We start from the raw sequence: 13,893 nt of genomic DNA on the forward strand, positions 1-13,893 counted from the left end.
CGGACAGGATGTGACCATGGCGACACTGGATGAGGACGACTTTTCGCTTATCCACGCGCTCCAGATCAGGCCGCGTGCGTCCTGGACCGACCTGGCCGCCGCGCTCGGCACCTCCCCGGCGACCCTGAGCCGCCGCTGGGAGAGGCTGCGCGCCGACGGCAGCGCCTGGGTGATGGGCCATCCGAGGGTCCGGGGGCACGACGGAGCCAGCCTCGCCATCGCCGAGATCTCCTGCGTCGGCGGACGGGCCGGCACCCTCGCCCAGGAGCTGGCCGCGTGGCCGATGATCATCACCATCGAGGAGGCCGCCCGCGACTTCGGCCTGATCGTAACGGCCGTCGGTCTCGGCCCCGGCGACATGCCCAAGCTGCTGCTCGACGACCTGTCCGCCCTCCCGGGCGTTCTCGGCGTACGCGCCCACCACGTCGCCCGGCTCCACGTCGACGCGAGCAGCTGGCGGGTCGGCGGGCTCGATCCCGAGCGCGCCCGCGCCGTGACCCGGATCCCGGACCACCCCGGCACCACGTCCACCCCCGTCAACCCCTGGGCCGAGCCGTACGCCGCCCTCACCCAGGCGCTGATCCGCAACGGCCGCAGCAGCGCGGCCGACATCGCCCGCCAGACCGGCCGGCCGCTGTCGACGACCCGCCGCCAGCTCGGCCAGCTGCTCGCCTCCGACGCCCTCACCTTCCGCTGCGAGGTCGCCCAGGGCATGACCCCGCTGCCCATCGTCGTGCAGACCTGGTGCCGGGTGCCGGTCGGCGACGTCGCCGAGTGCCTCACCCGCCTCCGGGCCACCCCCGGCGTACGACAGGTCGTCGGCCTGCCCGGACCGACGAACCTGCTGATCAGCACCTGGACCCGCTCGGTCGAGAGCGCGATGCTCCTCCACGAGCACCTCCAGCGCGACCTGCCCCTCGAGGTGGTCGAGTCCGCGATCGTCCTGCGCCAGATCAAGCGCCTCGGCTGGAGGCTCGACGACCTCGGCCGCTCCACCGGGACGCTGGTCCCCTACCCGCCGAGCACCGACCGCACGTCACACGACGGGGAGCCGTCTCGTCTCCAGGGGTGAACCCACACTTCAGGAGAGAGACAATGCACATCGCCCTGTGGATCACCGCCGGACTGCTGGCCCTCGTCGCATTGACGGGCGGCCTCACCAAGACCTTCGTACCGTTGGACAAGCTGTCCCGGCACGACGGCGCCGCCTGGACCCGCGGCGCCAGCCCGACCTTCGTCCGGACCCTCGGCATCCTCGAGATCCTGGCCGCCATCGGGCTCGTCCTTCCCGCCGTGCTCGACATCGTGCCGGTCATGGTGCCCGTCACCGCTGCCTGCTGGATCGCGCTGATGATCGGCGCGATGATCACCCACGGTCGTCTCGGCCAGGCCAAGCTGGTGATGGTCAACGTGGCCTACCTCGCCCTGGCCGTCTTCATCGTCGTCGGCCGCTTCGGCACCACTCCTTTCGCGGCCTGACCAGCTCGTCGAGTCGGCGCATCTGCCCCGCTGCCAAGGCCCCCGCTGGTCGAGCCGCGAGCGCCAGCGAGCGTGTCGAGACCAACACGGTCGCTTCCGCGTCTGGTCCCGGTCGAGCGCGTGGAGTTCTGCCCATCGGCAGTGGCTGGGGCCTGGTTCTTCACCGCGTCGCCGAGTCGGCGCATCTGCCTCGTCGACGAGTGCCGAGTCGGCGCATCTGTCTCGTCGACGAAACCTCCGCCGCTGGTCGAGCCGCGAGCGCCAGCGAGCGTGTCGAGACCAACACGGTCGCTTCGGGTGCCTGATCTCCGAGGGGCAAGGTTGTTGCGTTCCCCTGACGGACATCGGTTGGAGACCGGTTTTCGGGGGACCGTGGGCCGCCGACCCGTGCTTGGAGGGTCTTCTCGACGGACCCCGGAGTAAAGGACGGCCTGCGGCCGCCGGCTTCGCCGGCCGCTTCGCGGTCCTTGACACCGGGGTCCGTCGAGAAAGATCTGGCTGGCTATCGGGGCGGCGGCCCGGGTGTGGCGCGGAGGATTCTTGCTGCGGAGGGTGGGGCTTGTGGGGGTGGAGGGGTGGCCCTTCGGGCCACTTACCATCCACAGGAGCGAGGACGTTCGCTCAACGCGAAAATAGGGTTTGAACTGGGAAAATAGATGGCAACGAAGGTCGTTGAGGCGTAGAATCAGACCCATCACAACACCTCGTGAAGGAAGGGCTGGCGATGAGTCTCGGCCGCGACATCGACCACTGGGGCACAAACCCCGGTGACGCGATCGGCGCCGCCTTGCAGGCTATCGAGACCGCCCTCCACGACCTGTTCGCGAGTGACCCGGCCTATTGGCGCACCAGCCAGAAGAAGGACCTGCTCGAACGGTTGGAGAAGCTCCAAGCCCAACAGGCCGCACTGAAACTCCGGGTCCTCGCCGTCGCGGGTGATATCGCCGAGGAGACCGGCGACAAGGATGCCTCCGCGTGGATGCGGGCCGAGCTCCTCCTCGACAAGGGTGTGGCCAGGTCGCAGATCAAGCTGGCGACCGGGGTGGCGAAGTACGACCTCGTCGCAGCCGGTCTGACCGAGGGCGTGGTGTCTTTGGACAAGGCCCGCGTCATCACCCGGGCGTTGGACAAGGTCCATGCCGACCCTGTCGCGAGTGCCGAGGACCTGGCCCTGGCCGAGAAGCTCCTGGTCGACTACGCCACCCAATTGACCGCGAACGAGCTGCGGATCGTGGGCCGGAAGATCCTGACCGAGGTCGACCCCGCCCGGTTCGAAGACGCCGAAGCCAAGGCTCTCCTCGCCGAGGAGGAACGTGCCCAGCAGAGGACCGCGCTGCGGGTCTGGGACAACCACGACGGCACCGTCGGGTTCGACGGCGTCTTGCCGACCTCGATCGGGATGCGGTTCAAACGGCTCGTCGAGGCCTACGCCCAACCCCGCAAACAACAACTGGTCGCGAAAGGTGCAGGCTTGCCGCCGTGGGAACGACTGATGGGCCAGGGGTTCTCCCGGCTCCTGGAGACCCTCGACCCCGCCGGCCTGCCCCGCCACGGTGGGGATGCGACCACCATCAACGTGGTCATCAGTCTCGAGGAGCTCCGCAAGGACCTCGGCATCGCCACCCTGGGTTACGACGAGACCAACGGGACCACGATCACCGCCGCCGAAGCCCGCAAGCTGGCGTGCAACGCCACCATCATCCCCTGGGTCCTCGGCGGTGACGGCGAGGTCCTCGACGCCGGACGGGCCAGCAGGTTCTTCCAACCGATCCAGCGCAAGGCGCTGCGGCTACAGCAGAAGTGCTGCCAGGCCGAAGGGTGTGACATGCCCCCGGAATGGTGCGACGCCCACCACCTCGATCCCTGGGCTGCAGGTGGCAGGACCAACCTGAAGGACGGGGTCTTGTTGTGTCCGCATCACCATCGTCTGGCGCACGCCCCGGCGTACGTCCATGAGCGACTACCGGATGGCACCATCCGATTCACCCGCCGCACCTGATTCCGATCAGACCGCGGGCCACTTTCCGTCCACAACCTGCCCTCGATCCGAGTTATCCACAGCCTCGAGGTCGCTCCTTGCTCGACAACTGCGAGCCGGGAATCGTGGCGCCCATGGGATACCAAACAGACTTCGTCGGATATCTGCAGATACTGCCTGAGCTCAACGAGGACGAACGCGAGCTCATCAACCGGATCTCCGGCTCGGTCTACGTCGACCGCCGCGAAACCGGGTTGCAGGCACTCGACAACGACAACGCCGCTGCGCTGGCCCTCCAGAGAACGGCGCCTCGCGGATGGTCCAACTGGTCGGCCTGCCCCCAGGGCTGCTGTCTGAGCTACGACGGCGGGGACAAGGCCAACCACATGGTGCCCTGGCTGAAGTTCCTCATGTCGACATACCTCACGCCCGGCGCGGCCGCTTCCGGCCGCGATGGGTTCGAGACCTTCACCTGCGATCACGTTCTCAACGGGATGGTGGTCGGTTCCCGAAGGGACAACCGGGAGCTCTACTCGATCACGGCGCGCGACAACGACGTCGAGGTCGAGCTGCTCTGGCCGGGAGTCAAGGACTGGAGCAGCTACCCACCGCTTGCCTACCAGGCCGAGATCGACCGTTTCCGCCAATGGGTGGTCGATCAGCCATCGGTCGACACTCCAGAGGACTGGTCGCGATGGTCCTAGAACGCCTCCAGCGTGCGTGTGACCGTCGTCATGTCCGGCTGGCATCACGTCAGTCCGAAACGGGCTTGGACGCGTATTCCATGCCGTTCCTAGGCTGCGGAGCCAGCGGCCTCCCTCCAGGGAGAGCCATCGCGGAGAGGGCAATCGCATGGGCATGGAGTTCGATCGGCGTTCACTCTTCAAGGTCGGCGCGAGCGTCGCCGGCGGCGGCGCGCTGGCCGCGAGCGGGCCGGGAATCCAGCAGGCGGCTCAGGCCGCTTCGGTCCCCGAGCGGAGGCTCACACGCAACGGGGTGGTGGTCGGGTTCGTCATCGGCGAGCCCAAGGTCGTCGACCAGGGCACCCAGGCGGTCGTCGAGGTGCCGGTGCTGGCCGAGGGCGGGAGCCGGCTGGCGGTGACCCAGCGCGTACGACCCAGCGCCGCTGAGCAGATCGCAGCCGGCATCACCCACGGCACCCTCGTCGACTTCGTGGTCAAGCGCGGCGAGGTCGTCGTGGACGACGACCAGACCCAGCCCTTCCACACAGTGCTGACCAAGTCGGCGAGGCCGGTCTTCGCGACGCAGCGATACGGCCCGGAGCTCGCCCCGCGCGACGGCAGCCCGGGCGCGATGGTCGCCGCCGGCTGGGTCTACGCCAAGAGCACCCGGACCATCACGATCGGCGACGGGCGGCAGGTCACCGAGGACATCGGCGGTCGCCCGCTCCCCCGGCCGAGCAAGCGCTACGAGGAGACCTACCGGGTCGCGCCCGACGTCGAGGTCTACCGGGTGGACACGTCGAGCCGGTCTGCCTCGCAGCCCTCGACGTTCGCCGCGGTGCCGGTGACGCGCGACTACGCCTACAGCACCACGAACCGGCAGGCCGCGTTCGTCGTCTTCGACCGCGACTTCCGGGAGGCCGACGACGCCCGGGTGCGTCAGATCTTCTACTTCACGCCGCAGGACGCCTCGGACGGCAAGCCGGTGTGGGACGTACCCACGCAGAGCGACCTGCTCACCGACAAGGGCGTCGACCCGGTCTCGGGGCAGCGCTACGTGGACATCGTCGCGACCGGTGTCGCCGCGGCGCCCTACACCCGCAGCACCGAGCCGTTCGAGATCGTGCCCAACACCTTCTACTTCGTCGGCGACAACGAGGTGTCCTGCTACCTGTTCAACACCGACATGGGCACCCGGAACCGGCGCGACAACCGGCTCGTGCTGCTCGACACCGGCTGGCCCAACAGCGGCTACCAGTACTGGAAGAACATCGAGGCGATGGGCTTCGACCCGCGCGACATCGACGACATCATCATGGCCCACGGGCACGGCGACCACTACGGCACCACGGTCGAGCTGGTCACCATGATCGAGAACGCCGGCGGCACGGTCCGGCTGCACTCGCCGCGCGAGGACATCGTCGGCCTGGGCCAGGATGCCGTGGGCAACACGTGGAATCTCCCGCCTGCGCTGCCGGCCACCGAGACCCTGATCAGGGAACGCAGCGACTTCCTGGTCTACGACGAGTGGATGGACTTCGGCAACGTACGCCTGATGCCGCTGTGGTCGCCCGGCCACACCCCCGGGTCGGCCTCGTTCGTGTTCGAGGTGAAGAACCCTCGCGACGGCAGACGGCTGACCTTCGGCTACATGGGCGGCTACGGCTGGAGCCCGAAGATCGTCTCGCCGACCAACGGCTGGCAGCGACTCGGCTTCCCCTACAACCTGGCCTGGCTCCAGCAGCGCGTCGCACCCGACTACGTCACCGGCCAGCACGCCAACCAGTTTCCGCTGGTCGAGATCTACCAGGCCCTCAAGGCCTACAACAACGACCCGGCCAACCGCGACCGCCAGCTGACCATGCTCGACGCGATGGTCCCGGGCGAATGGGTCAACTACCTCGAGAAGAGATACGCCACCGCCACCAACGCCATCGCCGACACCCAGCCCGGCTACCAGAGCATCGAGACCTACGGCCCGTTCAAGCCCGGCCGCGAGAACGGCGCCCAGGACGTACGCGTCCGGCTGGTCGACGGCGGCCAGGTGCAGCACGGCTACGACCGCGCGCTCAACCGCAACCCGCGGATCCCGCTCCTGGCCGACGGCATCAACATCAAGATCGACAGCTTCGTCCACGACCCCGACGGCTGGTACGTCCAGTTCGAGCTCGACGTCCTCGACTCCTACGGAGGCTTCCTCCCCGGCGTGGGCCCCGTCGAGTCCATCCGCCCCGAGGTCACCGAGATCCTGCGTACGCAGCGTTTCGGGAGCCGCGCCGAGGCGGAGGCGGTGCTCGCCACGGTCAGCGCGGGCGGGACCTACCGGGTCGACCTGACCCCGGCCAGCGCCATCGTCATCCCCACCGACGGCTCCCCCGTTCTCGAGGCCGACTGACGGCGACGCCTCAGCTGTCCTCGGACTCCAGCCGTTCGGTCTCGAGGCGTAGTGCCTCGATCACGCCGGTGACCCAGCGTCCGATGGCGGCGAGCTCGTCCTGATCGAAGCCCTGGTTCATCTGCTCGATCCGCTGGGCGAGCCCGGCCGCCGTCGGACGTGAGGTCTGCTGGAAGTGTGGTGTGGTGTGGATCCGGAACGAGCGGCGATCGCGGGAGCTGCGCTCGCGGCGTACGTAGTCCGCGGCGACCAGCTTGTCGACGATCTTGGTGACGGCGGCGTTGCTCAGGCCGGTGGCGGCGGAGAGCTCCCCGGGGGTGATGCCGTCGGGATGGCGGGCCACGAGGTCGAGCATCTTGTGCTCGCTGTTGCCGACACCCAGCCGGCGGGCGATGGCCTCGTGGAACATCACCACATGGAGACTCAGCTCCGCACCGAGTCGGTTGCCGTCCTCGGACATGTGCTCCCGTCCTCACTTAATTTGTTTCACCTTGGTGAAATAACAGGCTAGTCTCCGGCCATGAAGATCGAGCTGTCGCCACCCCGGGCGACCACGGATTCCCTGACCTTCGCCGGCGCCCTGCTCCGGTGCTACGTCGCCACCCTGCTCGTGGGTGCTCCGCTCGCGGCACTGCTGCTGACCCCAGGGCTCATGCGCAGCCGGGTTGCCCTGGTGCCGGGGATCACCTCGTTCGGCATCACCGCGTTCCTGGTGCTGTCCTTCCTGCTGATCGCGGTGGCACCCCGCCTCTCGGCGCGGGTCGCACCCGGTGCCGGATGGCGGCCGGGCCTGGTGCGCAAGGTCGGCCCCGCGCTCCGTCGCGAGCTGCCTCGTCAGTGGTGGGGCCGGGCCGGCGAGGCGCTGCTGATCTTCGTCGCGTCCCAGCTGACCGGCGGCTTCATCGCCTGGATGATGCCCTATATCTGGGCCGACCCGGCCTCGACCGACGACCACGTGATCTGGGTGCTCCACTACCCCAACTACGCGACCCAGGCGGTCTCGATGTACCTCGTCATCTGCCTGGCGGCTGCCTGGTTCGGCACCCGGCTGCGCCAGTTCGCCGTCGACATCGAGTTCGTGGACCACGGACAGCCGGTGTCATAGCTGGTCCGGCCGACGGCTAGCCCCGCAGCACGGCGCGGAGCCGACCCACCTGGGCGGTCCGCTCGGCCAGCCGCTGCTCGTCAAGACTTCTGGCCTGCGCAGCGGCAAGGAGCTCATGAGTACGCCGCACCGCGGTCGCCTCGTGGGCGACGAGCGATGCGACCAGGTCGGCGAGAGTGGCGTCGAGCTCGGCCGCCGGCACGACGCTCTGCGCCAGGCCGATCCGCTCGGCCTCCGCGGCGCCGACCTTACGAGCCGTGGCGCAGATCTCGAGCGCTCGCGAGTAGCCCACGGCATCGACCAGCGGCTTCGTGCCGGCCAGGTCGGGGACCAGCCCCAGCGCCGGCTCCTTCATGCAGACCCAGGCGTCCTCGGCCATGATCCGCAGGTCGCACGCCAGCGCCATCTGGAAGCCCGCACCGATCGCGTACCCGTCGACGACGGCGATCGAGATGAACCTCGGGTCGGCCAGCGCCGCGAACGGCCGCTGGTACTCCCCGATCAGGTCGATGACCTCCTGGTCGCTCCGCGCCAGCGTCGCGACCAGGCTGCCCTCCACCTCGGTCTGACCCGGGTCGACCAGCGACAGGTCCAACCCGGCCGAGAACGTGCCCCCGGCGCCGCGCACCACGACGACCCGCACCTCGTCCGGGAGCGAGTCGAGGAACCCCGCGATCGCCGCCCACATCGCCGGATGCTGCGCATTGCGTACGTCAGGACGGTCCAGCAGCACTGTCGCCACCGCACCGTCGACACTAAGACCGACACCTGGCTCGTTCACGTTCATGGCTTCGCTGATCCCTTCGGGCAGGAGCGCGTCAGGCGACGCGGCACACCAACGTAGAGGACCTTCTGCGTTGGTGTGACCGCGCCCCGGCGCGTCAGGGTCTCGCCGCAGCGACCAGTTCCTCCCGGAGCGGGTCGGTGTCGCTAGTGATCCTGCGGCGACGCAACCAGCAGACGTACGCAGGTGCGGCCGTCGACGCGGTCGAGGTCGATCGTGCCGCCGTGCGCCCGGGCGATCTCGCGGACGATCGTCAGGCCGAGACCCGGGTCTTGCGGCCAGGTGTGGTCCGGCAGGCCGTCACCCTCGTCGGTGACCGCGAGGACCGCACCGCCGGGCACGGCACCGACCACGACCTCGATGTCACCGGCGCCGTGCCGGATCGCGTTGTCGACGAGGTTCGACAGGGCCCGGTCCAGCCGGGTGGCGTCGCCGTGGATCTCGACGGGGCGTGGCGCCACCAGCTCGAGGCCACGGCTCCCGGCGGCCGCCCGGAACCGCTCCACGACCCGCCCGGCCAGGGCCACCAGGTCGACCGGACGCGACTCGATCGGCAAGGACAGAGCCCCGGAGCCGGCGCGCTCGAGAAGATCCTCGGCCAGCGCGATCAGGCGTCGCACCTCCTCCTCGACCGAGCTCAGGGCGACCCTCAGCTCCTCGGGCGTCCTCGGCCGAGCCAGCGCCAGCTCGATCTCGGTGAGCATCAGCGCGAGCGGCGTACGCAGGTCGTGGCTGGCGTCGGCGACGAACCGCCGCTCCCGCTGCAGGCCGTCGTCGAGGCGCCCGATCATCGCGTTGAGGGTGAGCGCGAGCCGGCGCAGCTCGTCCTCGGCCTCCGGGACCGGCAGGCGTTCACCGGCGCTGCGCGCCGAGATCGTCGCCGCGTGGGAGCGCATCCGCTCGATCGGCCGCAGGCCCACGCCGGCGACGAGGTAGCCGAGCCCGCCGGCGAGGGCCAGGGCGATCGGACCGGCGATCAGCAGCTGGTTGCGCAGGGTGGTGAGGGCCTCGTCCGCGTCCTGACGCGACGTACCGACGACCAGAAAGCCCTCCTCGACCGGCTTGACCAGGAGCAGGAGCCGCTCCCGTTCCGGATCAGGTCGCCCCGCGGCTGCGGCGTCGTCGTCGAAGACGGTCACGGTCTTCACGAGCCAGCCGCCCCGGGCCGACGCCCGGAGCTCGGCGGCGTCGAGAAGCGGGCCCGCGACGAGCTCCGAGGACGCCTCGACGTCACCTCCCGCGGTGAGGACCTGGGCGTGGACCTCGCCGCCGAGGGCCGAGACGGCTTCCACCAGGTCGCCGTCCTCCGCCTCGAGCCGGTCGGCCTCGGCTCCGACCGAGTCGCGCAGGCGGTCCTCGAGCGCATCGCTGACCCGCAGCTGGACCAGGAGGCCGAGGCCGGTGACCGCGATCACCGTCGCGGCCAGGAAGGCGAGCGCGACCCGGGTGCGCAGCGGCCACCGCGCCGGCGACCAGCCCCTCACGACGTCTCCGCGGTGAGTCGGTAGCCCACGCCGCGTACGGTCTGCAAGGTGCTCACGCCGAAGGGCCGGTCGATCTTCGCGCGCAGATAGCGCACGTAGACGTCGACGACGTTGGAGGTGACGTCGTGATGGTCGCCCCACGCCAGACCGAGCAGCTGCTCGCGGGTGAGCGCCTGGTCGTGCCGTCGCATGAGGGCCTCGAGCAGGGTGAGCTCCCTGGTCGACAGCGACAGCTCGGCCGCCCCGCGCCAGGCCCTCCTCGCCGCCGGGTCCATCCGCAGGTCGCCGACCTCCAGCACCACCGGCCTGGGCACGGGGCCGCGCCGGGCCAGTGCGCGCATCCGGGCCAGCAGCTCCTGGAAGGCGAACGGCTTGGCCAGGTAGTCGTCGGCACCGCTGTCCAGGCCGGCGATGCGATCCACCACCGCGGTGCGTGCGGTCAGCATCAGGATCGGGGTCCACACCCGCGCGGCACGGACCCGGCGACAGACCTCGAACCCGTCGATGTCGGGCAGCATGACGTCCAGCAGGATCACGTCGTACTCGCCACCGCGGGCCGACGCGAGAGCCTGCGCGCCGGTTCCGACGGAGTCGACGACGCCGCCGCGCTCGGTGAGCCCGCGGGCGACGAGCGCGGCGAGCTTCGCCTCGTCCTCGACCAGCAGCACCCGCACGTGCTCATGCTAGGCGCGCAGATGAGCGCCGGATGAGAGCCTCATCGACTCCTCATCAGATCGGCCTAGCGTGAGAGACATGAAGATCAAGCTGAACCGCAAGAGCATCGCAGTTGTCATCGGAGGCGCGGCCGTGGTCACTGCCGGAACCGTCGGCGCAGCACGTGCACTGTCCGGCGACGACGACACCACCGAACGGCCCATCCCCGCCTCCGCGCTCGATCAGGCCGAGCAGGCCGCGCTGGACGAGACCGGCGGCGGCAAGGTCACCGGGACCGAGGTCGACGACGAGGAGAGCAAGTACGAGGTCGAGGTGACCCTCGAGAACGGCGACCAAGTCGACGTCCAGCTCGACGAGCACTTCCAGGTCGTCGGCACCGACGGTGACCACGACTCCGGCTCCGACGACTGACCCGAGGACGTACGATGCCTCGCCTCGCCATCGCCCTCACCTGTTGTCTGGTGGCGCTGACCGGGTGCGGCGCCGATCATGTCGCCACGAAGGCGACCGATACCGATCCCAGCGAGTTCACGGCCGAGGTCACGAACCCCTGGTTCCCGCTCGAGCCGGGAACGCGCTGGACGTACCGCGAGACCACCGAGGACGGCGAGGCCCTCGACGTGATCGTCACCGCCACCTCGGTCACCCGCGAGATCGCCAACGGCGTCACCGCCCGGGTCGTACGCGACACGGTCACCCGCGACGGAGAGGTTCTCGAGGACACCCTCGACTGGTACGCCCAGGACGGGGCCGGCACGGTCTGGTACCTCGGCGAGGACACCGCCGAGTTCGAGAGCGGAAAGGTCGCCACCCGCGAGGGGTCGTTCGAGGCCGGGGTGGACGCGGCCCGGGCCGGAGTCATCATGCCCGCCTCGCCGGAGGTCGGGACGAGCTACCGGCAGGAGTTCTACAAGGGCCATGCCGAGGACGAGGGCGAGGTCCTCGCGACCGGCCGGCATGCGACGGTGCCCGCCGGCGACTACCGCGACCTGCTGCTGACCGCCGACACCACGCCGCTCGAACCCGACGTGCTGGAGCACAAGTACTACGCGTCGGAGGTGGGACTGGTGCTCACCATCGACAAGGAGACCGGCGGCCGCGAGGAGCTCCTCTCGGTCACGCAGGTCTCACCTGCGGAGGCTCGCCGCGCCGGCGAAGCACGGCTGGGCGAGGCGTACTGACCTTGCACCGCAGGCCCGGCGCGATGCGCCGGGCCTGCGGTGGTGGGGCTGCCGTCAGGAACGGGCCGCCGCGATCTGCGCACTCACGTCGTAGGGGAACTCCGAGGTGATGCCGATCTTGTCGTACTCCATCTTCGAGGCGTCGAACCCGTCGTTCCAGTTGCCGTTGGTGACCTCGTTGCACTGGTAGGACTGGTAGGACTGGTCGGTGGTCTCACCGACCTCGATGTTGGCGAAGGAGAACCCGCAGCCACCGGCGTCCATGTGGATGCCACGCGTGCCGGAGTCGGGCATCTCCCCGACCGGGTCGGTCAGCACGTCACCGATCACCATCTGCTCCACCGTGTTCTTGATCGGGTGCGGCTCCTGGTTGGCCACACCATAGGTGTAGAACGCGCCCATGTCACCGGAGTCCAGGCCGGCGTTCTGGATCTCGATGTAGCGGAAGGTGTTGTTGTCGGTGTACTGCTCGCCGTCGACGACCTCCGGACGCGACTCCAGGCTGATGCCGTACCGCGCGGAGTGGTTGACGAAGATGTTCTCGACCAGGTTGTTGCCGGTGTCCATCAGCTCGACCCCGGAAGCGTCGCCGGGCACCAGCTCGCCGATGTGGTCGATGAACACGTTGGAGATCGTGTGCCCGTGGCTCAGGTCGCCCTCACCGGGCCAGCCGCCCTCGATCTTGATGGCGTCCGCGCCGATGTTCTCGAACCAGCTGTTGGTCACCTTCAGTCCCTCGTTGGCGAACAGGGCGTAGACACCCATGAACCCGGTGTCGGAGACGTGCAGGTTCGTCAGCGTGATGTCCTTGGTGTTCTCCAGCGTGATCGCACCGAACCGGTTGCGCGGCATCTCGATCTGCCGGTCGTACTCGGGGTACTTGTGCGCATCACCCGAGTCACCTGCCGAGATCCATCCCGAGCGGTACCAGTCGGTGAAGTCGCTGTGCTGCAACCCGATGCCGTCGAAGGTGATGTTCTGCGCCCGGCGCTCCGGCGTCGCGCCCTTCACGTCGATCAGCTTCTTCACCGTCGGCGCCATGATCCGCACCTTGGAGATGTCGCCCTTCGGCTTGTAGTAGACCTCGTTGTTGGCGTAGTCGAAGTAGTACTCACCCGCCTGGTCGAGGAACGGCAGCGCGTTCTGGATGAAGTAGCGCGAGCCGCCGCCGCTGTTGACCAGCGCGTAGCGCGTCCAGTACTTCAGCGTGGTGAAGCCCTTGCGGTAGTCGGCCCCGCCGATCGGCACGATGTCGGTGAACCAGCTCCAGGAGCCGCCGGACCACACGGTCAGCTGGGCGTTGGCCAGGGGATTGCTGGTCGGGGTGTCGTCCCACGCCGGGTCCCAGTCACCGTCCTCCCAGTAGAGCCACTGCCGCACGGCCTCCTTCTCGGGCTCACCGAGCTTGGAGAAGAGGTACGGCCCGTGGGAGTCCACCGAGCCACGGTTGGGGTAGCGGGCGACCTCGGCGCGCGCGCCGTCCTCGAACAGCGTGTAGAACCGCTGCCCGGGCTCGACCTTGGTCTTGTAGATCCCGTCGCGGAACGGCTCCCACCCGGTCAGCTCCTTCGCGCCGGTCAGCACCGCCTTGCCCGGCCCGTCCACCGACCGGTAGACCACGTCATGGCCGTTGCTGCCGCTGTCGCGGTCGTCGAAATCGATCGTGGAGTCGACCTGGTACTCGCCGGCCCTGACGTTGACCGTGACGTCGCAACCCATCCGGGCATTGAGCTTCTTGTCGCGGATCTCGTCGCGGGCACGCTCCAGGGTTGCGAACGGCGCGCGCTCGGACCCGGCGGCCTTGTCACTGCCGTCGGTCGAGACCCAGAGGGCCTTGCACTTTCCTCCCGCCGCGTCGGCGGTTCCTGCGGTGACCGCGAAACCGGTGACCGCGACGACGGCCGCCGCGGCCAGCGCGCCCAGGCGGCGCGTCATTGGTTGCTGCATGGTCCGTTCCCTTCTCTATGGGGGCGGAGCGCCCGGCGAGAGACAGAAGGACCACCCAAGGGCGGCCGTGCAGCCTCCGAGACGAGCTCCGTGTGACATGCGCCACGCCACTAGCGTGATGTCATACATATGACGTGTCAAGCCCTGGCTGGATGGTGAGATGCCTCGAACGCCCATGCGGC

At 69.1% G+C, this 13,893-nt stretch carries 13 protein-coding genes; 8 read left to right on the forward strand and 5 right to left on the reverse strand.

What is annotated here, in order from left to right; genetic code table 11:
• Positions 1 to 16: 16 nt before the first annotated feature.
• From ACFV9G_RS02025 to ACFV9G_RS02045, 5 genes are all read left to right on the forward strand, one after another.
• Positions 17 to 1,072 carry an Lrp/AsnC family transcriptional regulator gene (locus ACFV9G_RS02025; protein ID WP_378724445.1) on the forward strand — a complete coding sequence of 352 codons (1,056 nt, stop codon included), beginning with the start codon at positions 17 to 19 and terminating at the stop codon, positions 1,070 to 1,072.
• Positions 1,073 to 1,095: 23 nt separating this feature from the next.
• Positions 1,096 to 1,479, forward strand: a complete 384-nt coding sequence (locus ACFV9G_RS02030) for a DoxX family protein (protein WP_378724447.1) — start codon at positions 1,096 to 1,098, stop codon at positions 1,477 to 1,479.
• Positions 1,480 to 2,203: 724 nt separating this feature from the next.
• Positions 2,204 to 3,478 carry a DUF222 domain-containing protein gene (locus ACFV9G_RS02035; protein WP_378724449.1) on the forward strand — a complete coding sequence of 425 codons (1,275 nt, stop codon included), beginning with the start codon at positions 2,204 to 2,206 and terminating at the stop codon, positions 3,476 to 3,478.
• A 77-nt stretch (positions 3,479 to 3,555) separates the two neighbouring features.
• A complete protein-coding gene (locus ACFV9G_RS02040) occupies positions 3,556 to 4,161 on the forward strand; it encodes a hypothetical protein (RefSeq protein ID WP_378724451.1) in 606 nt (201 codons plus the stop codon).
• 148 nt (positions 4,162 to 4,309) lie between these two features.
• Positions 4,310 to 6,535, forward strand: a complete 2,226-nt coding sequence (locus ACFV9G_RS02045; protein ID WP_378724453.1) for an MBL fold metallo-hydrolase — start codon at positions 4,310 to 4,312, stop codon at positions 6,533 to 6,535.
• 10 nt (positions 6,536 to 6,545) lie between these two features.
• On the opposite strand, the gene ACFV9G_RS02050 is transcribed toward ACFV9G_RS02045, so the two are convergent.
• On the reverse strand, positions 6,546 to 6,995 hold the full coding sequence (locus tag ACFV9G_RS02050; RefSeq protein ID WP_378724455.1) for a MarR family winged helix-turn-helix transcriptional regulator: 450 nt from the start codon (positions 6,993 to 6,995) through the stop codon (positions 6,546 to 6,548).
• A 60-nt stretch (positions 6,996 to 7,055) separates the two neighbouring features.
• On the opposite strand from ACFV9G_RS02050, the gene ACFV9G_RS02055 reads away from it, so the two are divergent.
• A complete protein-coding gene (locus tag ACFV9G_RS02055; protein ID WP_378724456.1) occupies positions 7,056 to 7,640 on the forward strand; it encodes a hypothetical protein in 585 nt (194 codons plus the stop codon).
• 16 nt (positions 7,641 to 7,656) lie between these two features.
• Here the strand turns inward: ACFV9G_RS02055 and ACFV9G_RS02060 are convergent, their stop codons facing one another.
• From ACFV9G_RS02060 to ACFV9G_RS02070, 3 genes are all read right to left on the reverse strand, one after another.
• Positions 7,657 to 8,427, reverse strand: a complete 771-nt coding sequence (locus tag ACFV9G_RS02060; protein ID WP_378724458.1) for an enoyl-CoA hydratase/isomerase family protein — start codon at positions 8,425 to 8,427, stop codon at positions 7,657 to 7,659.
• A 143-nt stretch (positions 8,428 to 8,570) separates the two neighbouring features.
• Positions 8,571 to 9,908, reverse strand: a complete 1,338-nt coding sequence (locus tag ACFV9G_RS02065) for an ATP-binding protein (protein WP_378724460.1) — start codon at positions 9,906 to 9,908, stop codon at positions 8,571 to 8,573.
• Positions 9,905 to 10,582 carry a response regulator transcription factor gene (locus tag ACFV9G_RS02070; RefSeq protein WP_378724462.1) on the reverse strand — a complete coding sequence of 226 codons (678 nt, stop codon included), beginning with the start codon at positions 10,580 to 10,582 and terminating at the stop codon, positions 9,905 to 9,907. The genes ACFV9G_RS02065 and ACFV9G_RS02070 overlap by 4 nt, the downstream gene beginning before the upstream one ends.
• A 79-nt stretch (positions 10,583 to 10,661) precedes the next feature.
• Between ACFV9G_RS02070 and ACFV9G_RS02075 the strand changes: the two genes are divergently transcribed.
• Positions 10,662 to 10,994: a hypothetical protein gene (locus tag ACFV9G_RS02075; protein WP_378724463.1), complete on the forward strand. Its 333-nt coding sequence runs from the start codon at positions 10,662 to 10,664 to the stop codon at positions 10,992 to 10,994.
• Between the two features lie 14 nt (positions 10,995 to 11,008).
• Positions 11,009 to 11,764 carry a hypothetical protein gene (locus ACFV9G_RS02080; protein WP_378724465.1) on the forward strand — a complete coding sequence of 252 codons (756 nt, stop codon included), beginning with the start codon at positions 11,009 to 11,011 and terminating at the stop codon, positions 11,762 to 11,764.
• 54 nt (positions 11,765 to 11,818) lie between these two features.
• Here the strand turns inward: ACFV9G_RS02080 and ACFV9G_RS02085 are convergent, their stop codons facing one another.
• A complete protein-coding gene (locus ACFV9G_RS02085) occupies positions 11,819 to 13,711 on the reverse strand; it encodes a right-handed parallel beta-helix repeat-containing protein (RefSeq protein WP_378724466.1) in 1,893 nt (630 codons plus the stop codon).
• Positions 13,712 to 13,893: the final 182 nt, after the last annotated feature.

The organism is Nocardioides sp. NPDC059952, assembly GCF_042730435.1.
Taxonomy (GTDB): Bacteria; Actinomycetota; Actinomycetes; order Propionibacteriales; family Nocardioidaceae; genus Nocardioides.